The sequence below is a fragment of the Paenarthrobacter sp. TYUT067 genome (genome assembly GCF_023656375.1).
In the GTDB taxonomy this organism is placed as follows: domain Bacteria; phylum Actinomycetota; class Actinomycetes; order Actinomycetales; family Micrococcaceae; genus Arthrobacter.
This window is the reverse complement of record NZ_JAMOIT010000003.1, coordinates 1-23,224: the sequence shown is the minus strand read 5'-3', so window position 1 is coordinate 23,224 and position 23,224 is coordinate 1. Positions and strand designations below refer to the sequence as shown.

General features: G+C 61.0%; 18 protein-coding genes. 6 read left to right on the top strand and 12 right to left on the bottom strand.

The window, feature by feature from the left end; translation table 11 throughout:
* The first annotated feature begins 35 nt into the window (after nt 1-35).
* A complete protein-coding gene (locus MOD31_RS03095; RefSeq protein ID WP_142939413.1) occupies nt 36-956 on the top strand; it encodes a helix-turn-helix domain-containing protein in 921 nt (306 codons plus the stop codon).
* A gap of 1,051 nt (nt 957-2,007) precedes the next feature.
* Here MOD31_RS03095 and MOD31_RS03090 read toward each other — a convergent pair.
* The 4 genes from MOD31_RS03090 to MOD31_RS03070 form a co-directional block, all read right to left on the bottom strand.
* Nucleotides 2,008-3,339, bottom strand: coding sequence for an MFS transporter (locus MOD31_RS03090; protein WP_250819815.1), 1,332 nt, complete (start codon nt 3,337-3,339; stop codon nt 2,008-2,010).
* 585 nt (nt 3,340-3,924) lie between these two features.
* Nucleotides 3,925-4,776 carry a tetrahydrofolate dehydrogenase/cyclohydrolase catalytic domain-containing protein gene (locus MOD31_RS03085; RefSeq protein WP_308196345.1) on the bottom strand — a complete coding sequence of 284 codons (852 nt, stop codon included), beginning with the start codon at nt 4,774-4,776 and terminating at the stop codon, nt 3,925-3,927.
* 162 nt (nt 4,777-4,938) lie between these two features.
* Entirely contained in the window at nt 4,939-6,606 is a 1,668-nt protein-coding gene (locus MOD31_RS21880; protein ID WP_308196344.1) for a GMC family oxidoreductase, read from the bottom strand.
* 410 nt (nt 6,607-7,016) lie between these two features.
* Nucleotides 7,017-7,721 (bottom strand): GntR family transcriptional regulator, encoded by a 705-nt coding sequence (locus MOD31_RS03070; RefSeq protein ID WP_250819814.1) that lies wholly within the window; start codon nt 7,719-7,721, stop codon nt 7,017-7,019.
* A gap of 232 nt (nt 7,722-7,953) precedes the next feature.
* Between MOD31_RS03070 and MOD31_RS03065 the strand changes: the two genes are divergently transcribed.
* Genes MOD31_RS03065 through MOD31_RS03055 form a run of 3 tightly spaced genes read left to right on the top strand, consistent with a single transcriptional unit; the run spans nt 7,954 to nt 11,031 of the window.
* Nucleotides 7,954-9,213: an ABC transporter substrate-binding protein gene (locus MOD31_RS03065; RefSeq protein ID WP_250819813.1), complete on the top strand. Its 1,260-nt coding sequence runs from the start codon at nt 7,954-7,956 to the stop codon at nt 9,211-9,213.
* A 4-nt stretch (nt 9,214-9,217) separates the two neighbouring features.
* The gene (locus tag MOD31_RS03060) at nt 9,218-10,198 is read left to right on the top strand and encodes a carbohydrate ABC transporter permease (protein ID WP_250819812.1); all 981 of its coding nucleotides are present in this window, start codon (nt 9,218-9,220) and stop codon (nt 10,196-10,198) included.
* A 2-nt stretch (nt 10,199-10,200) separates the two neighbouring features.
* Nucleotides 10,201-11,031 (top strand): carbohydrate ABC transporter permease, encoded by an 831-nt coding sequence (locus tag MOD31_RS03055; RefSeq protein ID WP_250819811.1) that lies wholly within the window; start codon nt 10,201-10,203, stop codon nt 11,029-11,031.
* Nucleotides 11,032-11,098: 67 nt separating this feature from the next.
* Here MOD31_RS03055 and MOD31_RS03050 read toward each other — a convergent pair whose 3' ends face one another.
* The 8 genes from MOD31_RS03050 to MOD31_RS03015 form a co-directional block, all read right to left on the bottom strand.
* Nucleotides 11,099-12,346, bottom strand: coding sequence for an ROK family transcriptional regulator (locus MOD31_RS03050; protein ID WP_250819810.1), 1,248 nt, complete (start codon nt 12,344-12,346; stop codon nt 11,099-11,101).
* Between the two features lie 12 nt (nt 12,347-12,358).
* On the bottom strand, nt 12,359-13,474 hold the full coding sequence (locus MOD31_RS03045; RefSeq protein WP_250819809.1) for a Gfo/Idh/MocA family protein: 1,116 nt from the start codon (nt 13,472-13,474) through the stop codon (nt 12,359-12,361).
* 69 nt (nt 13,475-13,543) lie between these two features.
* Nucleotides 13,544-14,734, bottom strand: a complete 1,191-nt coding sequence (locus tag MOD31_RS03040; RefSeq protein ID WP_250819808.1) for a lactonase family protein — start codon at nt 14,732-14,734, stop codon at nt 13,544-13,546.
* Nucleotides 14,731-15,852 carry a sugar phosphate isomerase/epimerase gene (locus tag MOD31_RS03035; protein WP_250819807.1) on the bottom strand — a complete coding sequence of 374 codons (1,122 nt, stop codon included), beginning with the start codon at nt 15,850-15,852 and terminating at the stop codon, nt 14,731-14,733. Before MOD31_RS03035 ends, MOD31_RS03040 begins: the two co-directional genes overlap by 4 nt.
* Entirely contained in the window at nt 15,852-16,319 is a 468-nt protein-coding gene (locus MOD31_RS03030; protein ID WP_250819806.1) for a DUF6379 domain-containing protein, read from the bottom strand. The genes MOD31_RS03035 and MOD31_RS03030 overlap by 1 nt, the downstream gene beginning before the upstream one ends.
* A gap of 54 nt (nt 16,320-16,373) precedes the next feature.
* On the bottom strand, nt 16,374-17,918 hold the full coding sequence (locus tag MOD31_RS03025; RefSeq protein ID WP_250819805.1) for a GMC oxidoreductase: 1,545 nt from the start codon (nt 17,916-17,918) through the stop codon (nt 16,374-16,376).
* A 169-nt stretch (nt 17,919-18,087) separates the two neighbouring features.
* Nucleotides 18,088-19,404 (bottom strand): MFS transporter, encoded by a 1,317-nt coding sequence (locus tag MOD31_RS03020; RefSeq protein ID WP_250819804.1) that lies wholly within the window; start codon nt 19,402-19,404, stop codon nt 18,088-18,090.
* Between the two features lie 129 nt (nt 19,405-19,533).
* The gene (locus MOD31_RS03015) at nt 19,534-20,757 is read right to left on the bottom strand and encodes an ROK family transcriptional regulator (protein WP_250819803.1); all 1,224 of its coding nucleotides are present in this window, start codon (nt 20,755-20,757) and stop codon (nt 19,534-19,536) included.
* Nucleotides 20,758-20,892: 135 nt separating this feature from the next.
* On the opposite strand from MOD31_RS03015, the gene MOD31_RS03010 reads away from it, so the two are divergent.
* Nucleotides 20,893-22,020 (top strand): FUSC family protein, encoded by a 1,128-nt coding sequence (locus MOD31_RS03010; RefSeq protein ID WP_250819802.1) that lies wholly within the window; start codon nt 20,893-20,895, stop codon nt 22,018-22,020.
* Between the two features lie 66 nt (nt 22,021-22,086).
* Complete coding sequence (locus MOD31_RS03005; protein ID WP_250819801.1) at nt 22,087-23,088, top strand: sugar phosphate isomerase/epimerase; 1,002 nt, start codon at nt 22,087-22,089, stop codon at nt 23,086-23,088.
* Nucleotides 23,089-23,224 lie beyond the last annotated feature (136 nt).

The window sequence follows — 23,224 nt, the reverse complement described above, 5'->3', positions numbered from 1 at the left end:
TGATACTTATTTTCCCTCTCCCATCGGAGGCCCCCATGAGTTCCACCCCTCCGGGCGACGGCGCTGCGGCGCGGCTGGCCCAGCGGCTTATTGGGATGCGCGCCAACCGCGAAGTGATCCCCGAAGATCCGAACCATTCGGTCCGTTGGCACCAGCATGACTACCCCAGCCCGGTAGCTCGCTGGAATTATCACCCCGAGTACGAAATCCACCTCATCCGAGAAGGATCGGGAAAATTCATCGTCGGTGACCATATCGGCACCTTCGAAGCCGGGCACGTCTCCCTGATTGGGTCCGGGCTCCCCCATGATTGGGTCAGCGATCTCGAACCAGGGGAACTGCTTCAAAATCGCGATGCCGTGATCCAGTTCGACGGGAAGTGGGTGGAGCAGGCAGCCGTTCTCATGCCTGAACTGGCTGAAGTAAGGCCGTTGTTGGAACAGTCCGCCCGGGGCATCGAATTCTTTGGCCAGACGGCACAAGTGGCAGCCGACTCCATAGAAGCCATGGGCACCTCCACCGGATTGGAGCGTCTGCATCACCTGCTGGCATTGTTTGCCACGCTTTCCCGGGCGCCGGAGCATGATCGTAAATACCTCGCCGATGAATGGTTCCGACCTCAATTGGACGGCCAAGCAGAAGCAGTCGTGGACATCGTTCTCGAGTACGTCTTCACCAACCATGCCGGCAGCGTCGCCATGGCAGAAGCAGCAGCCATGGTGGGTATGGCCGAGCCCACATTCTCCAAATACTTCAAACGAGCCACCGGGCAAAACTTCACGGACCTGGTTCGGAAACTGCGACTGGCTCACGCACGGCGCCTGCTGGAACGCAGCGAGAAACCGGTCTCGGACATTTGCTACGAGGTGGGCTTCAGCAACCTTTCCAACTTCAACCGGCAGTTCCTCAGGGAAGTTGGTGAGACGCCACGGCAGTTCAGGCAGCGCGTCATGTAGCGAGGGCCACTCACATGCATGAGCAGACGTAAGCCGAGGGAAAGAAAGCCCATGGATGCAAGCAGCCCTGATAAAGGAGATTTAAGTCTGGACAGCGTCCACACTTAGTTTGGCCTGACAAAGCATCGGCCAGCCCGGTCTTCTCACGCCAAGAATATGCCGAAGCCAGACGTTATCTACGCAGTTTCTCGGCATCATGTCGCACTCACTCTCCCTACCCATAAGGAGGTGTAGGCCAACCACGACCTACCCGACGAACCAAGGAAGGACCGCATAACCCCAGTTCAGAGCAAGCGGAGGGCCGACCAGCCACGACCCTAAACCCGCTCCCCCACAACCAAACAGGCGACCCGCGGCGCCAGGCACACCCCGCGGCCAGTGTCAGAGGAACCTGACCACCCAGAATGTACACACGTTAAAGCAAAAACCCTCTCTGACGAGGGGGTATGCCGTGCCCGAGGTGGGACTCGAACGGGATTCCAAGCCTTGCGAACACTGGGAAGTGGCGGGAATATGCGGAATCCGGGCCAGTCCGGTGGCTGTACGGGGAAGTCCGGGGCGGAAAGTGTGGACATTGTCCACACTACTTTTTCGCTCGAACGAACACGGATATAGGGCGCTTGACGCGTCCCCGCGCACTCAAAGTCTGCCGCCAGGAAATCGGTGCTGCCGCCTCCACAGTTTTCCTGCTGGACGGTACCGCTTGGTCCGTACAAAGTCTTCGGTCGGAGGAGGCCTCACGTCCAAGGCATGACTCCCGCCGGTCGGTAAAACAACACAAAACGGGACGGAACTCTATCCGCCAGAACGATGAATAACTCGACACAGTATCTGCACCTCCTTCATCCATTACATGGCGGAGACGACACCGAGCATCATGACAAGACCTCACCGCCGGGCCGACGACAGAACGTCCGTTATCGGCGCCAAAGCCACGGAGAGGACTACGGCCGCGACTGTTTCCGGATTCCAATTCGCTGGTTGTGAAGGCAAGAAATGAGGGGCCCGCCCGGTCGAGTGGCTCGGCCGGTACGGGCTTCTCATGGCTTCGCTACGTATTGATGCGCGTAGTTTGGGACTTGAACGGCGCCGTCTCCCGCAGTGTAAGGGCAGTTGCAAGCGAAATGGCGGCAATGACCATCAAGTAGAAGGCCGGTGCGAATGGGTTCTCTGTGACCTCTACCAAGTAGGTGGCTACCAGGGGTACAGTCCCTCCGAAAATCGCTGCGGTCAGTCCGTAAGCCAGTGCGAAGCCGGAGTACCGCAGCCGAGTTGGGAAAAGTTCGATCATTGCTACGGCGGTTATTCCGGTCACCCCGCCTCGGATGATGCCCATCAGAGTTTGTCCTGCCACGGCAGAGAGAGCGGATCCGGCTATCATAACGACGTAGGCCGGATAGGCCAGAAGTATCGCCACGATGAGGCTTGCCAGAAGCACCGGTTTGCGCCCGTACCGGTCGCTAAGCCGGCCGGACAGGACGGTGAAGGCCATGGCGACGACTGTGGCAACCAAAGTTGCCGTGAGGGCATCGGACTGGCTGATGCGGACTGTCACCAGGAGGTAATTCGTGTTGTATGCCTCCATAAGATAGATGGGCAGCAGGGCCACGATTGCGAGTCCGGCGCATTTCAGCAGCGCCTTGTAGTGGCCGCGGACTACTGCTCGTAGCGGGAACTGCTCTATTTCACCGGCCTCTTGGATGGCCCGGAACGCAGGCGTCTCATCCAAGCGGCGGCGGATATAGAGTCCGATCAGGCCAAGGGGTCCGGCCAGCAGGAATGGAATACGCCACCCCCACGCCAGCATCTCAGCGCTGCTGAGGAATGCGGACAGGCCGGTTATCACGGCGAGGGCGAGAAGGTTTCCAACGAATGCTGCAGCCATGACGAGCCCTACCAGAGTGCCGCGGTTGTTGCTCTTGGCATGCTCGACAATAAAGGCCAGAACTCCCCCTAGCTCCCCACCGAAGCTCAGCCCTTGAACAATCCGGAGCAGAATCAGGAGGATAGGAGCGGCGATTCCTATGACGTCATAGCCCGGTAGCAAACCAATGCCGACCGTGGCCACGGTCATGAGCAGAATGACGAAAATCAGAGTGCGCTGCCTGCCCAGACGGTCACCCAGGGACCCAAAAACGAGCCCTCCGAAGGGGCGAGCCAGAAAAGTCACGGCAAATGCCGAGAATGCTGCAAGGAGGGAAACGCCGGGATCGGTCGAGGGAAAGAATACCTTTCCAAGAGTCGCGGCAAGCAGACCGAAAGCAATGTTGTCGTAGAACTCCACGACATTGCCTGCGGAGGCTGCAATGACGGCGTGCCGTGCAGATACGGTTGCGGGCTGGGTTTGGGTAGATGTTCCGGCTTGACTCGAGGGCGAGTTCATATGTCCTCCGAAATGGTGGTTGGCTGCTGGGCGTCTTTGCCCGGCAACGGGTAGCGCCTTTCAAGACAATGCCGAATCCCGAAGAATGTCAATAGTTTTGACACCAGAATTGTTAATAATCCAATAAAGCTGGAAAAATGCCGCCCTCAGGTGCCAACAATCAGATGCGAGGATCCCTCGTGAGGCGCCGGCGGACGGCTTGATCCTTTCCCACGTCGACAGCGGCCGCTGAACAGTAATGGTTTTCTGGTGGTAGCGGCGCGGAAGCGGACGTTCATTTCCGCCTGGCTAGGGCGCCCGAGTCGTGGTGGAGGCGGAACCAGGGTGTCATCTGGTCATTCCAGTCGCTGATCTCCCCTCCGTGAGCCGTTACCAGTATTTGGGGTCGACGTCGAGGAATGTACTCCGGAGGCCGTGCTTGCGTGCAAACTCATGGAAGGGCGCGTGGGGCTCACGTGTGACCGGCCGACCGGTGTCCCGGAAGGCTAAACGGGAGACGGCTGGGCCAGTTGGTAATGTGCTGTCCATCATGCACGGGAGCCGGTCCTGCCCTATCGGATCCCTGGTTCCGTCGGCCATGGAGCGTTATGCCGGGCTCGCCTCGCGCTCGAGGGCAGCTGCGACGGTCTGCCGGAGGAGGGTTGCGATGGTCATGGGCCCAACACCGCCAGGCACGGGAGTGATAAGCCGCGCGACCTCGCGCGCTTTGGTGTACTCCACGTCGCCTACGTTCCCGGGGTTGTATCCTGCGTCGATGACCACCGCACCGGGCTTGATCCACGCGCCCTGAATCAACTCCGGCCGGCCAACGGCGGCAATAACAATGTCCGCTGTGGCCACGATGGATTCCAGATCTCTGGTCTTGGAGTGGCAGTAGGTGACGGTAGCGTCCCGCTCCAACAACAAAAGCCCAACAGGCTTGCCAAGAATCGGGCTTCGACCTACGACAACGGCATGCTTCCCGGCTAGCGGGACGTCGTAGGCATCCAGAAGCGCCAGGATGCCTCCCGGAGTTGCGGCGTGAAAACCTGATGCTCCGAGACCCATCTTGGCGAATGACGCGAAGGTCACACCATCAACGTCCTTGGAAGAATCTATCGCTTCAAACGCGGCCCGGCCGTCCACATGCGGGGGTACGGGATGCTGAAGGAGGATGCCGTCGACGCTGGGGTCCTCTGAGAGCTCTCGGATACGGGCAACTACCTCGTCGGTGGTTGCTTGTGCCGGTATTTCGATCCGCATGGAATCAATACCAACGCTGCGGCTTCGGTTGGCTTTCATGCGCACATAGGTGTGGGAAGCGGGGTCATCGCCAACCAGTACGGTGGCCAAGACTGGTCGGCGTCCGAACCGTTGCACAAACTCTTCAACGTCGGCCTTTAGGTTCTCGAACATTGTCGCGGCGACTGCTGCGCCGTCCATATCTTCTGCCGTCACGGGTCTTGGTCTCCTCGTTGAGATGGCGCCTGCAGCGCGTCTTGTTTTCGTTAGGTCTGCCTGTGGTTGCAACGACCCAATGCGGATCAGTGCTTCTCTGGGTGGAAGCAATGGGAGGCTTCCACCCAGAGCCGGGGATGCGCGGGCGCACGGGTCCTTTGGTCAGAGAGTCCCGGCCGCGTGCTCCTTGGCGATGTAATCGCATGCCCTTGCCGTGATGGCCATGATGGTCAGCGTCGGTCCGACCGCGCCGTTCGAAACATAACTGCTCGCGTCGGTGACGAAGAGGTTAGGCACATCCCAGGATTGGTTGAATTCGTTGAGCACTGACGTAGCCGGGTCATTGCCCATACGAGCGCCGCCGCACTCGTGGATGGCCGCACCCATGGCCAGGCTCTTCTTGAAGCCAAGCCGGAAGATAGCCCGACTTACAGGGTCGACGTTCGGCCAGATCTTTTTGGAGTCGAGGCCTAGAGCGGAGCCTGCGAAGTTAATGGTGTAGCCGGCGGACAGTGCCATTTCCTTCAGGCCGGCCACCTGTGCGCGCATGAGGTGGCGCTCATTCTCGGTGATTTCGAGCTTGATCCGGGGGGCAGGAATGCCCCAGGCGTCTTTGCGGCGCGGGTCGATAGTGATGCGGTTGCTGCGGTAGGGCAGCATTTCGCCGAATCCCATGAGCCCAACGACTCCGGGAGCACCTTCCGGGACGGGAATCCGGCCGATGGTCCCTTGTACGGCCCACCCGCGGGCATATGCGGTTTCCTGCTTCCCGACGCTGGTGAGGTTGTCGAAGCGAGGAACGTAGACACCACCCACTGCCGGATAGTAAGGATCCTCAGGTGCCGGGTTGACCACTTCGTAGCCGGGCCGTGCCGGGTCTGTGCCGAAAAGCAGGCTGGGAGTTTGATCCATGAAGTAGCTGCCGAGCATTCCGGAAGAGTTCCCCAGGCCGTCGGCGTGTCCCTCAGTGGCCGAGTTGAGCATGATGCGAACGGACTCAATCGTGGAAGCGCAGAGAACGACGACGTCTGCCGTGACGTGCTGCTGCTTTTTGCTGAGCCGGTCGATGAAGAGAACCCCGTCAGCGCGGCCGGTCTTCCGGTTCATTGTTACCTTATGGACGACGGCGTCCGTGCGGATCGTCAGGCGGCCGGTCTTCTTGGCCGCCACGATGCCCACGGGCACTCGGGCCAGGTTCGGGGCCTGGTAGCGCCAGGGAACTACGTGCCGCGAGGACCAGTTGCCTTCAACTGTCTCTTTGAAGTGCTTCTCTGCCTCCGTGAAAAGGGACGGTCCAACGTAGCGCCCGTCCGGGAGGTTACTCAGGTTCTCTGTCGTGCCGTAAACGCCCATGTACTCTTCGACGTGGTCATAGTACGGAGCGAGGTCCTTATAGGAAATCGGCCAATCGGCTCCGTGGCCGTCATGGGACGCTGCTTTGAATTCGTGGTCCGAAGACCGCAAAAGAACCCTGCCATAAGCATGGAACCGTCCTCCGAGCTGGCGGCCGCGGATCCATAGGAAATCCCCGCCGTCGGTCGTGTAGGGGTTCCGCATGTCATTGACGAGGAATTTGCTCTTCTGTGGTTGAAACATCGCCCGACGCGCCTGCACGTGCTGCCCCATGAGCCCCGCCTTGACCCTGTCGTAAAGACCGACGCTCATTTCTTTGGGCTCCGAGGGTGGGAGCGGCTCGAAGTCCGCCTCGGTCAGATCGCGGCCTGCTTCGAGCAGCAGGACTTCCAAGCCCCGCTCTGTCAGTTCCTTCACTGCGGTGCTGCCTGCTGGGCCAGACCCCACGACGACGGCGTCATAGTGCTTTGTATCCACGATGGGAAGTCCTTCCATTGATGATTGCGTGATCAGTTTCCTGATGCACGGCTCCCGACGTCGGGTATCACCGGCCTAATAAATCCATGTTGGAGGCTAGAAACATTCAAAAGTTGAATAGTCACGCGCCTGGGAGGCAATAAGCGTACAAGTTTAGTGATGTATGTCAAGGCAAAGTTGGGCAATCGTTCAAATCTTGTATCTTCACGACGTCGCTTGGCGGGCAGAAGAGCACAGCGCCGCAATTCCGAGAGAAAAGACGGGACAGGCGTCCGCGACATCCGGGCCCGGGGGTGCGCTCTCACCACTTGCCGGGTCGCCCACGTCGCGGCCACCGCCGCTGCCGGGGGAACAGGGCCGAGGCGGCCACCTCGGGTGGACCGTCCCGGGGCGATTTTTAGGTGTAAAGGCTAGACGGCAATCCGTTGGGTTTCTTGTGAAGCGTCCTGCTGTTCGGCTCTGATCTCCAGCAGTGTTTCGATGACGCTTTGAACGTGCCGTCTGGCAGCCTGCTCTGCCCTTTGCGGGTCCCGCGAGTTCACACCCTCAATGATGGCCAGGTGCTGGCCCAGCGACACCTGAGGCCTTCCAGGCCGTTGGGACAGCTGGAATTGATGCCGGACGATCTGGGAGCGGAGCTTCAGAATCAAGCCTGAAGCGATCTGCTGGGCGCCGATCTCGGCTACCAGCTCGTGCAGCTGCGAATTGAGTCTGGCGTATGTGCGAAGCTCGGCCGTGCGGACAGCATCCTGCATCTGTTCTCCGATGCGCTCAAGCCGTTCAGCCTGCTCCGAGGTAACGCGTTCAGCTGCGCGGGCTGCAATCAGACCTTCGAGAACACCGCGGCATTCCAGGATTGCCACGGCCTCGTCGAGCGAGACGCGGCGGACACGTGCGCCTCGGTTGGGGATTTTTTCCACCAGGCCATCTGCGGTCAGGTCCTCGATCGCTGAGCGCACACTGCCTCGTGTCACGCCAAACATGTCCATGAGTTCGGCCTCGACCAGTCGCTGTCCGGGTGACATATCACCGTCGAGGATGGCTCGGCGGACGCCATCGACAACCAACTCCGTTGCGGCAGCTCCTGAGCGGACCTGCTGTCCTCCACCTTGCATGGGGCCTCCTTGGGCGGGTGTCTTCATCGACTCTGAATGTTGCCAATAGTGTAAGCGATTACAGCCGATTAATCATGGTGACATAAAGGCGCACCTTCATGTCAACTAAATTGTTGCCAATTTTAGGTGACAGGAATAACATCGTGATGTGGTCTGCCGCACATGTCGGTTCGTGAGCATCCTGCTCGGCCGCCGCATCAAGGAGGGCATTTTGCCCCAAGGAGGAATGACAATGTCGTCGATCAAGAAACGCTACCGGTGGATGGCCGTCATCGCTGGGGCCTGCCTGATCCCCGCTCTCGCTGCCTGTTCCTCGGGCGGTGACAACACCGCGTCCGGCGGCGGAACGATCCGTTTCCTCGGCCACACTGGCTTGCAGGCATCCATGGATCCGGTTATCAAGGCATTTAAGGAAGCGCACCCTGACATTGACGTTCAGGTTCAGTACTCGCCCGCCGGGCCCACGTACGGTCAAACGTTGATCACACAGATCCAGGGCGGCAACGCCCCGGATGTCTTCTACGGAAACGGCGGCACGGGTGCTACCGAGTCCCTGATTCCCTTGGCCAAATCCGGCAAGTTGCTTGATTTGTCCGACCAGCCGTGGGCCTCGGGCATGCCGAAGGAAGCCGCCGACATGTACCAGGTTGACGGCAAGACCTACGGGCTGGTGATGGACGCGGCACCGCACGGAGTGCTGTTCAAGCCGGCTTCGTTGAATGCCCTGGGACTTCAGGCACCGGAGACGTTCGCGGACGTCCTGAAGATCTGTGCCGCTGCCCGCGCCCAAGACAAGTACGGCATTGCTTTGGCGGGACAGTCCGCCGGTTTTGCCGCCGAAATTGTGGCCGCCAGCATCGTCTACAGCAAGTCTCCGGACTGGAACGCCCAGAAGACCGCCAACAAGGTCACCTTCGCGGACACGCCCGAATGGCAGGAGACACTCAAAAGGTTCCAGCAGATGCGTGATGCCGAGTGCTTCCAGCCCGGGGCAGAGTCTGCCAGCACCCCGCAGTCGTTCCAACCGATGACGGCAGGGCAAACGCTCATGACAATTGTTCCGTCCGGAGCTCTTGGCTCCGTCGCGGCAGGAAGCCCGCAGGACTGGGCCATGGTGCCATTCCCCGGAGACACCAAGGAACAGACCCGGGCACCCATCGGCTACCAGGATGGGCTGGCGGTTGCAGCCGGGACCAAGAACAAGGCAGCGACCCTGGAATTCCTGAAGTTCGTCGCCGATCAGGGAGCCAGCACGCGGGCTGAACTCAGCGGTACGGTCACTCTTGCCGATGCAAAAAACGCGAAGATGCCCCAAAGCCTGAAGGGCTTCGAACCGTACATCGCTAACAACCAGACCATCCCCCGGTCCCATGACACGTGGGCAGGTGGGGGTGCCTTGAACACGCTCAGCACGGCTGTTGTCGCGTCGATGACCGGACAGGCATCAATCCCGGACGCGTTGAAGACCGTCGACGCAGCTTGGGGCAAGTAGAGCCATGAATGTCGACGAACGCGTATCCCGCGGAACCACGAGGCATTCCGGGTCCCGTGCTGAGGGCAAGGCCCTCAGCACGGGACGGCCCGGAACGCCTCGGGCCGGAAAGCCCCGGCGCAGCCGGCTGACGGTACCGCTGTTATGGGCAATTCCTGGTGTAGTCATTGCCGTCGCCGTGCATTTCGTTGCAGTCGGTGCTGGGGCGGTATATGCCTTCACCGATTGGAACGGCACCGATGCCCCAATGTGGATCGGTCTTGAGAATTTCAGGGAGATCTTCCAAAGTGCCGAGGCGTTGGGCTCTGTCATCAACACCGTCCTGCTTTCGGCTGTGGCCGTTGTGCTCTCGAACGTCATCGGGCTGTCCCTGGCCATGGGCCTGCACCGGACGATCCGCTCCCGCAACTGGCTTCGTGGCATCTTCTTCGCACCAGTCGTTCTCAGCCCTCTGGCTGTTTCCTACATCTGGCAGTTCATCTTCGACGCCCAAGGTCCACTGAACAAGCTCCTGGAAGCTGTAGGCCTCGAATCGTGGGCACGTCCCTGGCTGGCTGATCCGGTGTGGGCGAAATGGACCATTCTTGTGGTCCTCGTTTGGCAGTATTCCGGCCTGGCCATGGCGTTCTACCTTGCCGGTCTTCAAAGCATCCCGGTTGAGGTTGAAGAGGCGGCATCAGTCGATGGCGCTTCGACGTGGCGACGGCTTCGTTCCATAACGCTTCCTTTGCTGGCTCCGGCAGTGACGGCAAGTGTGACCATTACTACCGTCTTCAGTCTCCGGGTCTTCGATCAGGTTCTTGCCCTGACCGGCGGAGGACCTGCCCAAGCGTCAGAGACACTGGCGACACAGATCTACGCCCAGACTTTCGTGGCAGGCCGGTTCGGTTACGGCGCGGCTCTTGCCTTGGTTCTGACGGCCCTGGTCGCCTTCGTCTCGATCATGCAGTTGGTCGTCCTGCGGGCCCAAGAAAAGAGAATTTGATCATGTTCCCCTATACACGCCGCACGTTCGGCCGCGAACTGCTACTTCTGGCCGTCGGTGCCATCTGGGCCATTCCCTTCTTTCTGTTGGTAATGATTTCGCTGAAACCCTCAGGGGAAATGCTGCTGGACCCGACCTCCCCGCCCAAGCAGTTGGACACCGCAAACTTTCCCCAGGCCTGGAAAGGAAGCGCAGGCGTAAGCCTCGGAGAAGCCCTGATCAACAGTGTCGTCATCACCCTTGGCAGTGTGATCGCCTTGGTGGCCATCGGATCGATCTGTGCCTACGTGGTGGCTCGCCGTGGCGGCCGGATGGGCGCAGGCCTGTACGGACTGTTCGTGGTGGGCATTATCCTGCCATTCCAGCTGGGTATCGTTCCGGCTTATGCCGTGTTGCGGCAGTTGAACCTGGCAGGCACCTACCCCGGCATGATTCTCCTCTACACGGGCCTGCTCATGCCCTTGACGGTGTTCCTTTACACCGGTTTCGTCCGAACCCTGCCGAAGGACTTTGAGGAAGCCGCCTTTGTCGACGGCGCCTCAAGGCTCCAGACTTTCCGGAAGATCGTCTTTCCGCTGCTCAAGCCGATCACCGCCACCGTCGCCGTTCTTACAGGCGTCATGGTGTGGAATGATTTCTTCGTCCAGCTGATCTTCCTTTCGGGAAGCAAACTGCAGACCCTGCCGGTGGCCGTGTACTCCTTCGTTGGTGAGTACATCTCCCAGTGGAACCTGATTTTCGCCGCCGTTGCGATCTGTATTGTGCCGGTTCTGGCCTTTTATCTGTTCGCGCAGAAGCAGCTCATCAACGGCTTCACCGGCGGCATCAAGTAGAGCCGATTGCCCGTCATCACTACGGAAGCGCCATAACCTTCACTCAGGCTATGGCGCTTCCGTACGTCTATAGGGTCGTGCGTTTTGGTCGCCGCTGGGGTCCGCTGCGCTGTGCAACCCAGCCGCGCGGCGGGGACGGCACAGTGACGAAGATGCCGACACCCGGACGTCGGACTGAGGTTTTGTGCCTGCGGTTTAGCCCGTTGGCTGGCAGAGCATCGTCCCCAGTGTCTCGGCTGTGAGGATTTCGGGGGTGAGCGCGTGGGCGATTCCATCCAGCACGGCGTGGTCGTTCTCGTCCGCGAGAGCGATGCCCCAGGGTCGCAGCCGGGGGTGAGCGGTGGAGGACAGTCTCGCGCAGGCCGGCAATGAAATGACCCGCATCGTGGACGTTTCTTCCCCCGACGAGGAGTGCTGAGGGGTTCAGGATATTGACGGCGATGGCCAGCACTTCACCCAAACGCCGGCCTTCCTCCCTGGCCACTGCGGTGTCGCCGGCCGATGGCTCGACGGAGCTGGCGGGAGGGTTTTGGCTGGGTGGGCCCGATGTGGCGGCGTCCTGCGCCCAGCCGAGGGTACCGGCGGTCCCGGAGAACCCGCGTTGGAGCTGCCCGCCGCTGATGATGGCTGCTTTGGGGCATTTAGCGGCATGAACATACAGCAGGTCGCTGTGCTCGGCCCATCGGCTCAGTCGTTCGTTCAGGGCGAGAAGGTGGATATCGTTTTCTACCTTGACGGGAACTGTAAGGGACTTGGCGATGAATCGGTTGACATCGAATCCCGCCCAGCCTGGCATGGCGGCGGTGCCCAACGGTCGGCCGCTGTCCTGGTCGATGTCCATGGGCAGTGAGACACCAACTCCGCCAAGGTCTGCAGGTTTCCGGCCGATGCGGACCAGGGTTGTCTGTGCCCATGTGATGACAGCTGCCAGCGTGTGGGACGGGGAAGACTGGCCGGGGTCGTTGGGGGCATCGTGATGGGCGTGGCACTTTCCGCCCAGATCCATCAGAGCCGCTTGCGTTGAAGCCGGCGTGATGTGCACGGCAAGGATCAACAGGGCAGCGGTGTTGAAGGCAAGAGTGGATGCTGGCCTGCCGCCGCTGGAATGCTCGCCCCCGACCGGGCGGATGAGGCCCGCTATGGTGAGGGCCTGTATGCGGGAGGTGACGGTGGACCGCGAGAGGTCCAGTTCGACGGCGAGCTGGCTGCGTGTGCGTGCTCTGCCGTCCCTTAGCAGCTGCAGGAGCTCCCAGCTGCCGGCCAGGTCAGCTCCGGCCGCTAGGCGGTGCTTTCGCTCGCTTCCGTGACGGGGCATGGCGATGCACTTTTACCGCTGCTGGTTCAGGTGGATCCACTGCCCGGTGTTTGCGGACTTGACGACCGCATCGACAATCAGGGCGGACCTCAGTCCGTCGGCGAAGGTGGGAAGCCCGTCGCGGGTTTCTCCCTGCACTGCAGCATAGGTGTCAGCAGTAAAGTTTTCGAAGCATTGGGCGTAGCCTTGGGCATGCCCGGCCGGGAGGCTGGAGAGTCGTCGCTGGTCCGATGAGCCTCGCGAGGGGTCACGAGGGACGATTTCGTTGGTCCCTTGGGCCCCGAGCCATACGGTTTCGGGGTTCTCCTGGTCGAAGACTGCGGACTTGGATGCGCCGTCGAATTCGAACCACAGCCGGTTCTTCCGGCCGGCAGACACTTGGGAGACCGTCAACGTGCCGAGGACGCCGGACTCTGTCCGAAAGATCACGGCGGCGGCGTCTTCGGTGTCGACGTTGGTCATGGCCGTGCCGCCCCCCGGACCCGGGACAGGTCGCTCAGGAACGGTTGTGGTCATGTCCGCCAAGACCGACGCAATGCGTTCGCCGGTGACGAATTCCATGAGGTCGCACCAATGGGAACCGATATCGGCAAACGTCCGCGACGGTCCGCCGGCTTTGGAGTCCACCCGCCAGCTCGTGGATGCAGGCGACAGGAGCCAGTCCTGAAGGTAGCTTCCATGCAGAAGTTGCCACGGGCCGAACTCACCCTGAGAAGCCCTGGCCCGGATCTCCCGGATCAGGGGATGGAAACGGTACACGAAGGGGACCGTGGCCGTGCGGCCGGCTTCGGCGGCGAGTTTGACAAGACGCTCAGCCTGGCCGCTGTCGACGGAAAGCGGCTTTTCGCAAATCACGTGCGCGCCGGCGGCGATGGCTGCTTCGACGTGCTCGACGTGCAGACCGTTGGGGCTGCACACGTGGACAACGTCGGGCTTGAGCTGTTCCAGGTCCACCAGGCTAGCGAGTGCGTCTGTTCCCCATTGGGCTGCTGCTTCCAGGGAGCGTTCCAGGGTCGAAGACATGACGCCTACGATGTGTCCGCCCGCGAGCAAAGCTGCGCGGCGGTGGACAGCGCCGATCATGCCGGTGCCGAGGATCACCACTCGGGGTCCGTGCTGGTGGTTCATGGGGCTACTTTCCGTCTTACAAGGGTGTTCGGTTGCTGGTGTTCTGTGGCCGGGCGGGTGCGCGGACGTTCAGCCGGTCAATTCGACGAATTGAACAAAGGCGGGTTCCGGGATACTGATCTCGGTCAGCGGAGTCAAGGCGCCCGTTTCGTTGTCAATTGCGTAGGAGCGAACCAACGCCGCGGGCCTGTCGGCCACGAGCAGGAACGACCCTGTGGGATCAATGCTGAAGTTCCTAGCGGCGACGCCGGGATGCAGGGATGGGGCCAGATCCGTGTGCCCTTGCCGGGTGAGCTTCCCGGCTTCACTGACGCTGAACCATGCCAGAGAGTCCTCACCACGGTTGTTGACGTACACAATGTCCCCATCCGGGTGCACACGGACCTCGGCGGGTTCGTTCAGGCCAGTGTGCCCGGATTCGGTGCTCGTCACCTCATCAAGGAGCGCCAGCTCCCCCGATCGCGGATCGAAAGCGAAGGCGGCAAGCTTTGAAGCGAACTCCAGCGTCACGTACGCGTTGCCGGAGACCGGATCGAAAGCGATATGCCGCGGTCCCGTCTCCGGGGCACATTGGTGAGTGAAGGCCAACTCGAGGGTGGCCCCCAGCGTGTAGACGTAGATCCTGTCGGTGCCCTTGTCTGCCACCAGCAGGTATCGGCCGGAGGGGTCGATGACGGCGCAGTGGGCATGGGGGCTGGCCTGGGCATGTCCGCCGGCCTGCGGGGAAAAGTTGGGATCCTTCCCGTGCCCTTCGATGACCTTGACGTCGGTGAGCTTGCCAATGGCTCCGTCGGTGCCCAGATCGTAGACGAGGACAGAGGAGTCGTCGTAGAGGTACTCCACGGTCCATTCACCGTCCCGGCCCTTGACCACGTGTTCGACATGTTCGAAGCTGCCGTGGTTGGCGCTGATGAGGCGTCGCTGGTCGTCGCTCACCGAAAGGAACGTCGGAAACGGTCCAGGTGCCGGGCGGGAGCCCAGCGGGGTGAGGCTCCCGTCCTGCTGGTTCACGGTGAAGGAGTGTACGGCCGCGGGGGCCTCTACCGGTCCCCGTCCATCCGTTTTCCGTTCGTTCACGGCATACAGTGTTCCGGTCGAGGCCGCGTAAGCGAGGTAGCCTGATTCCTTCGGTTGGCTTGCATGGCCTGTGCTGCTCAATTCACGGCCGTCTTTGCTGACCTTGAGGATGTGGATGCCTCCGTCCGCGGAACCAGTGTAGGTGCCGACGTAAGCGAACAGCCGTGGGGTTTTGGAGCTCATGATGCGAGCAGCCTTTGCAGCATCTCCTGGTGCCAGCGGACCTGCTCGACTTCGCTCATCAGTTCGTCCTTCGAGAGGTCCTGGAAGTAGCGCTGGCCTTCGTACTCGGAGTTGACGTATCCGTCGTAGCCGCCGTCTTTCAGTGCGGTGATGGCGGCGTCATAGTCGATGGCAATTTCCTGGAACTGGCCAGGCGAGCCGGGGATCTCGGACATGTTGTTGAACTTGGCGTGCACATGGGTGATGTGTGGGGCAAGATCGCGCATGGTATCGGCCTTGGTGTGGGAGAGGGTTAGCGCTTCGGCGACTACGACGTAATCCATTTCCTGGGCGTTCTCCACGTTTGCGTCGGTGAAGTCCTTGACACCTTGGAACGCGGTGCTGAAGGCGCCCTTGCAGTTGCCGGTTTTGAGGAATCGGTTAAATTCGGAACGCAGGTTCCCGGCGGTGTCGTTGGCAAGGTCCACGTACTCAAAGGGCGCTTCGCCGCGCTGTAGCCGCACTGCGAGGTCGACGGATGCTTCGCAGGCCGTCTCCTGGGCGCCTTTGCGCTGGAAAGAGGCGAGCTGAACCTCGGACGGGCGGAATTGGAAGATCCCCAAGTCCGGAACGATGCCCAGGTGTTTGGTCCCTGTCTCGTCAATGACGTCGAGGATTTCACCCACCTGTTGGCCTTCAAGAGTCATCGGCTGGTGGATTTCCTTGCCGAGCCGGATATCCAGTTCTTCCGCAAGGGGCAGGGCGGAAGTCAGGACGGAGACCGGCACAACAGACAGAACACGGACGTTGCTGAACCCCAATTTTTTGGCCAGTCGAAGGTCGTGGCGGAGCCGGTCGGCGCATTCCTCAAGGGTCATGACGTGATCGCGGAACTGCAGCACATCCATGCCGACGTCCATGGCTACCGGTTTCGTGCCGAACTGTTCCATCCACGTGAACCACTGGCGGATAAAGTCTTCGCCCGGTTCCGGGTACCGCAGGGACATCTCATCGATGATTTCGATGCCGTCCGCGCCGAGGTTCTGTCCGACTTCGCGCAGTTGGGCTTCGAGGTCGAGTTCCTTGAAGAACTGTGACTGCTGGTAGCTGTACAGGGAGACGCCGCGTTTGATGGACATCAGTTTTCCTCCTGCTCGTTGAGGCTCAGTTTGTAAGTGACGATCTGGGGGGCTTTGTCTGACCCCGCTCCGGTTCCTGGTTTGGGTGGATTCTTCACCCATTCCTCGTCAGTTGGGAGGTATCCGTAGGCGGCGAGCACGGATTGCTGGAAGCGTATTGTATGGTTTCCAGCGGTCAAGCCACCGGGGGCAATGACGTGCAGGATGGCTTCGTCGTCGTAGTCCCAATGTTCGTGGACCTGGGCGCGCAGTTCGTCGAAGGTGCGGGGGCCCTTGCCGTTGATTTCGAACCGTTGGACCTCTGTGGGGTATTCGGTCCCGTCGACCTCAAGATAGTAGCCGTTGTGCAGTGATATGTAGCAGCCGCGGTAGTTCGCGTGGCGGACGGCGAGCGAGAACCCGGTGACTTGCCCGTCGCTCACCTCGTTCTTCAGGCTGTCGGGCCGGATCAGGAAGTTTTCAAACATGTGTTTCTGCCAATCGTGTGGGTTCTTTGTAGGGCGCCGGGTTGCTGTTGCCGGTCAGAGCCGGGCGGCCAGGTCCCTGGCACCGAGGACGGAGAGGGCGACGTTGGTTAGGGTGGGGTTGCAGGCTGCTGGTGTGGCAATGGTGCCGTTGCCTCCGACATAGACGTTGTCACTGCCCCAGACCCGCATGGAGGGGTCCAGCACGCTGGTGGTGTCGTCGGTGCCGATCCGGGTTGTCCCTTGGTAGTGCAGGGACGCTCCATGCGGCATGACGGCCGGTTCCAGGCCGTTGATGGGTTCCCCCAGAAGCGAGCCCATGCGTTTTGCTTCTTCTACGGCCTGGGCGAGGTGGGCGTGGTCGTTCTCGGTAAAGCCGTAGTGGATCTTGATCGATGGCATGCCGAAGTAGTCGAGTTCGTTGTCGTCGAATTCGAGGTAGTCCTCGTAGCGGACGTCGGCCTTGCCCATAAACACGGAGCATTCGACAACTGATCCGGGCCATACTTCAAAATTCTCATCAACGGGGATGGGGGACGCGTCCCACTGGGTGACCTGGCCGTGGAAGGGGAAAGTCTTGTCGTAGTAGGGAACCCAGCTGACGCCGGCCAGCAGATCCACAGCTCCTTCGCTGGTTTTGCCAGCACCTTCGGTGGCGGCGCGCAGTGAGGGATGGAGTTGGATCGTGCTGGTGGTCATGGTGTGTTCGTTCAAATAGTGGCCTAGCGCCGCGGGGCGGATGCCGGAGGCGCTCAGCAGCTGGGGTGAACGCAGCGAATCGGCGGCAACGACCACGTAGTCGGCGCCCACTTCGTAGTCACGGTTTTCACCGCGGTCGTGCAAGAGCACTCCGTGGGCCTTGCCTTTGCTGGTCAGGATCCGTTTGGCGACTGTGTTTGCGCGCAGTTCGAAGTGTTCGTGGCCGGCTGTAAGCAGGTCTCCCAGCATTACTCCTGGCCCGGTCCAATACCGTTCACCATTCGATCGGACGTCCATGGCCAGGGGCATGGCTTGAACGGCCCGCCCGGCTGGGCGTCCGTGGTCGTAGTGGGCACCGAGCAGGTTGCGAACTTCGGCCCCCAGCGGTGCCCCGTCGAAGGCTCGTTGCGTGACTTGCAAGATCCAGATGGCTTCGGTGACGGCGTCGGCGAAGGCAGGTGGGTTAAGGTCCTCGCTGATTTCGCCCTCTCCAGGGAAGGGACAAGCTCCTGACCAGTGGGCTCCCATGCCACCGACATTGCTGGACAAAGCCGCGGCGGGAAAGCCCGTCGAGTCGTCTTTCTGGGCCTGAGGGTTCAAAAGCCAAGTACCGGGACGTGCGAGGAGTTCGCTGGAACGCCCACGCGACGGAGAAAGCGCCCGCGCCACTCGCTCCTCGTAATCTGCCGGGTGCGCCTCGGGACCTTGGGAGGCGAATTGCGCGGCGATGCGTTCCCGAGGGTCCTTGATGGTCCTCACATGCCGGCCAGGCGGGTTGGAGACCACGGGACCGGCTTCAACCATCAGGAGCCGGGCACCGGGCCGTAGTTCCTTGATGATCCGGGCGTAGGTGGCGCCGGCGGGTCCGCTACCGACGACGACGACGTCGTACTTGTCACGCATGTTGGCTGGTCCTTTGCTGATTGCATTGGGTGGTGTGAAGGCTGGCAGCGGCCGTACAAGGATGGAGCTTGGGGCGCCGGTTGGCAGAGGAGAAACGGACGCCGACTGGTCGGCTCAGACGCAGGCAGGTCGTGGCCATGCGGGCGTCCGTTTCTCCGTCAAGCCTTTTCTAGACTGCCGGGGCAGCCTCGATGCGTTCGAGCTGCTTGTGGCCGGACTGGCGGAAGAAAACGATCCAGATGATTGCAGTCAGGATCGCGGTTCCGACGGGAAGGAGCCACAGCGGTGTCCAGGCTTCAGGTCCGGCGGTTGGGTTCGCTGTCACAGTGGCACCGAAGATCTGGCCGGAGATGAATGTTCCGATGACGGCTCCAACTCCTGAAATGACCAGGATCAGCATGCTTTGGGCCTGGGCGGTCAGTTCTACGGGCGAGACCTGGTCGATGAACATGGCGCCGACGACAAGGAAGAAGTCACTGCAGATGCCGTGCAGGGCAATCGCGAGGATGGCCAGCCACTGCTGGTCGCCAGCTGCTGCGATGAACAAGGCGAAACGGACTCCCCACATGAACATGCCTGCCAGCAGTGCCCACTTCATGCCGATCCTCTTCAGTACCCACGGGATGGTCATGATGAAGAGAACCTCGGAGGCCTGCCCGATTGCCAGGACGCCTGCGACGTTTTCGATGCCCAGTGCACCCAGGTAGGGGGATGAGAAAGCGTTGTAGATCGCGAGGCCGATTGACGTAAGCGTTGCGCAGACCATGAAGACTACGAAGTTCCGGTGGCGGAACAGTCGGAAGGCCTTGGCTCCAATGACGTCGCCAATGGAGAACTTCACACCCTTGGCCGGAGGCGGGGTGGCCGGGAGGGTGAAGGAGTACAGGCCGAAGGCGAAGCTGGCGATGGCGGTGACGTAGAAGATCGACGGGGAGGCGGAAAGTCCAAGTGCACCAACGACGAGGCCAGCCACGACCCATCCGAGGGTACCGAAGACCCGGATGTAGGGGAACAGGTCCTGCCGGCTTCCGAGATGCCGGAAGGCGATGGAGTTGCTCAGGCCCAGAGTTGGCATGAAGAACAGCATGTAGGCAAAGACCAGGACCAGAACCAGGTTTCCATTGCCGGAAGCCACAGCGCCGGGAAGGAAGAGCATTAGGGCGCCACCGGCGAAATGTGAGACGCCGAGGACTTTCTGGGATGACATGAACCGGTCACCGAGTGCACCGAGGAACATGGGGGAAACAATGGCAGCGACTGCGGCCAGCAGGTAAGCGTTGGCGATGATTGCCGGCAGACCGTTGGTCGCAAGAACAAGGCCAAGCGTGGCAAACCACGAGCCGAACACAACGAATTCCAGCAGCATCATGGCCGTCAATCGGGGGAAGACGGATTTGTTGCCGTTTACCGAGGCATCGCCAGGGAGAGTGGACGAAGCGGCTGCCATATCCGAGCCGTCGCGGCTCGTGGGATGACTTCTCATCATTGAGATCCTTTGCTTGAGGCTACAAGATCATTCATCAATTGAATGATCCCGTTCCAGTTGGGCACCAAGCGTACAATTTTTGTGATTTATGTCAAGAGAAAAGTTTTGAACCATTAATTTTTTGAATAATCATGCTGATTTCATCCACAGTGCGAGGTCACTGGCCCCCTGGCCGGTCCGTTCCAGGACGGCCGTTACCCCTCCAAGCAGGGTGGTATCAGCGTTTACCTCTGCAGCCCGGAACCGGATGGAGGGTGAGACTGCCTTGAGACTGTTAACTTCTGCAGAGGACAGGAGGCTCTTAAAGACCAGCGAGCCGCCCTGGCCAAGCAGTCCCCCAATGACGATCATGCTGGGGGCCATGACCTTCGCGGTGCTGGCGAGGGCTCGTCCGAGATGCCTCCCGGTCTCATAGAGAACGCGTTGGCAGGCGGGGTCGCCCTGCTTGGCGGCTTCAATGACCTCAGTCAGGGTCCGCTGCGTTCCCCCGGATGCTTCAAGGGCATTGAGGATAGACCGTTCGGAGGCGACCGTGGTCAGACACCCGCGGCTCCCGCAGAAGCACACGGGACCGTTGGGTTCAAGCATCATGTGTCCTATTTCCCCGGCCATGCCGTCGCCGCCGCGGTAGATGCTTCCGTTGATGACGAGTCCCCCGCCGATCCTTGAGCCGCACGCGACGTAGAGGAAATCGTTGACGCCTCGTCCGGCACCCCACGTCCACTCTGCCAGCGCAGCGAGGTTGGCGTCGTTCTCAACGACCACAGGGACCCCCAGCTCCGCTTCCAGCACTTCTTCGAGAGCGAGGTCCTGCCAGGCCGGCAGCTGCAACCTGGCCCACGAAGCGATGGTGCCCGCGGGCTGCGCAATCGGGGCCTGCATCGCGACCGAAACCCCGGCTAGATCAGCGACATCCCTGCCGGCCTTGGCCGCCAGCTTCCGGATCATGCCGACCGCAATTTCGGGGCTTCCCCCTTCGCCCTCGGTGTCCTCTTCAAAGGCCACTTCCAAGTCGTATCTCGCGCTCCGGCCAAAGTCGAACAGAGCGCCGTGAATAGAGGTGACATTGACCTGTATGGACACCACTGATCCTTGACTGGGAATCAGCGCGACCAAAGATTCACGGCCGTTCAGCGGCTGCAGTTCGACGACGCCGTCTTCCTTGAGGACTTTAATGATGTTGTTCACGGTGGCCGGGGACAGTTCCACGCTTCTGGCCAAGGCCGCCTGCGAGGACGGGCCGGCCTTCCGTAAAGCTTCAAGGACCCTTTGGATATTTCCCCGGCGCACCCCTGAAGTCTTGGAGATGGGGGTCTTCTTTGACGGACTTACCAGACTTTCATGTGTGCTCATTTCCTTAGCCTACTATTTAGAAAATGAACGATCAACGGAAAAGTGTTGCGATAAACGTTTCGATTTTGTAGATTATGAGATACGTGGAACAAAATCAGGAGCTCAGTATGCGTGTCCTTCGTTATGGATCCCAGCATGACTGAGCAGCCTTCCGTCACCCCGGTGCGTTCAAGCGGCCCACAGGCCCTTCTCCGTGCATGGTGGCAGGAAATCATGACCTTCGCTCCGGACACCAGCGGGCCGGGACACGCAGTACGGGTTAGCGTGGCGGTCTCAGCCCCGCTTGGGTTACTTCTGGCCCTGGGTCATCCTGAACTCACCAGTCATGCCGTGTTCGGTGCCCTGAGCTCGGTTTATGGTAAGAATCATGCACCGGGCGACCGTTTGCGCGCCCAATTGCTGGCTGCCGCAGCGCTGACCATCGCGGTCTCTCTGGGGGCATTGGTAGGGGTGACAGGTCCGGCTTCGGCATGGTCAGTTCTCCTGATGAGTTTCCTAGCTGTTGCCGGCTATCTGATGACACGGCGCTTTGGACTGTTGCCAGTGCCCTCGTTGTTCCTCGTTTTTGCCGCAGGAACCACATCTTTCATCCCCCGGGATTGGGGTGGCGCCGCCATCGCGTTCGCCGTCGCCGCTGTTTCTTCGCTGTTCGGAGTCCTCATTGGTCAAACCGGCGGGCTGTTTACTTCGTCCCGGCCCAAAAACGTCACCGTGCCACAGTCCACGTCATTGCGAAAGATCTTTCGAGCGCCCGGAGCCCGTACCCAGATGCTGCAGTACACGTTGGGTCCGCTTATTGCAGGCGGTACGGCGACGGCGCTTGGCCTCGGCCACCCTTACTGGGCTGCCGTGTCCGCTACTGTGCCCCTTGCCGGAGCTGCCCTTGCCGCCCAGCTCAGCCGTGCGACACTGAGGCTTGTTGGCACACTCCTTGGCATTGGTCTAGCCGCGCTGATGATCACTCTACTGACGCAGATCTGGATGCTGGTCGTGATGGTGGCGTTGCTGCAGATCATCATTGAACTGACCGTTGCGCGGAATTACGGGATCGCGGTCGTCTGTATAACGCCTTCGGCTCTGATCCTGAGTCACCTTGCCGCCCCTACCCCTGTCAACGTTCTGGTCGCGGACCGTTTCGTGGAGACCGCGCTGGGCGTTGCAGTCGCAACGGCCGTTCTACTCATCCGGTTCCCGCAAAGGCGCATCCAACCCGCCCTTTCACAAACGGAAAAACCGGGACTTTCATCCCCGCCAATTCAATAGAGCCGCCGCGTATGGCTTCGTTCAGTCCGGTTCACTCGACAGGACTTCGCACCAAAGGAGATTCACATGTCACGCCCGTTCACCTTGTTCACCGGCCAGTGGGCCGACCTTCCCTTCGAGGAAGTCGCGCGCCTTGCCTCGGGCTGGGGCTACGACGGCCTGGAAATCGCCGTCTCCGGAGACCACCTGGACGCCTGGCGCTGGGACGAACCCGGCTACGTCGAATCCAAACTCGCCATCCTGGAGAAGTACAACCTGAAGGTCTGGGCCATCTCCAACCACCTCAAGGGCCAGGCAGTGTGCGATGACCCCATCGACTTCCGCCACGAAGCGATCGTCGGATCCCGCGTCTGGGGCGACGGGGAACCCGAAGGCGTCCGCCAACGCGCCGCCGAAGAAATGAAACACACCGCCCGCCTCGCCCGCGCCCTGGGTGTGGACACCGTCGTCGGGTTCACCGGCTCCTCCATCTGGCAGTACGTCGCCATGTTCCCTCCCGTCCCGGAGAAGGTCATCGACGCCGGCTATCAGGACTTCGCCGACCGTTGGAACCCCATCCTGGACGTCTTCGACGAAAACGGGGTCCGCTTCGCCCACGAAGTCCACCCGTCCGAAATCGCCTACGACTACTGGACCACCGTCCGGACCCTCGAAGCGATCGGCCACCGGGAAGCGTTCGGCCTGAACTGGGACCCCTCGCACTTCATGTGGCAGGGCATCGACCCCGTGTCCTTCATCTGGGACTTCAAGGACCGGATTTACCACGTGGACTGCAAGGACACCAAGCTCCGCCCCACCGGCCGGAACACCGTCATGGGCTCGCACCTGCCCTGGGGAGATCCCCGCCGTGGCTGGGACTTCGTCTCCGCCGGACGAGGCGACGTGCCCTGGGAATCGTCCTTCCGTGCCCTCACCGCCATCGGTTACAACGGACCCATCAGCGTGGAATGGGAAGACGCCGGCATGGACCGCCTCCACGGCGCCCCCGAAGCCCTCGCGGCGCTGAAGAAGTTCGACTTCCCCGCCTCCCAAACCAGCTTCGACGCCGCCTTCAGCACCAAGGACTAGGAAGTACGAACGCCTTGGATGCAGAGTCACCGGTCCTGACGCCGGCCGATCACTGAACCTGAAAGGGGCCCGTCGCATGGCGACGGGCCCTTCGGCAAGGCCCTGCACATAGTAGTCTCGGGGCCCGGCATAAGCG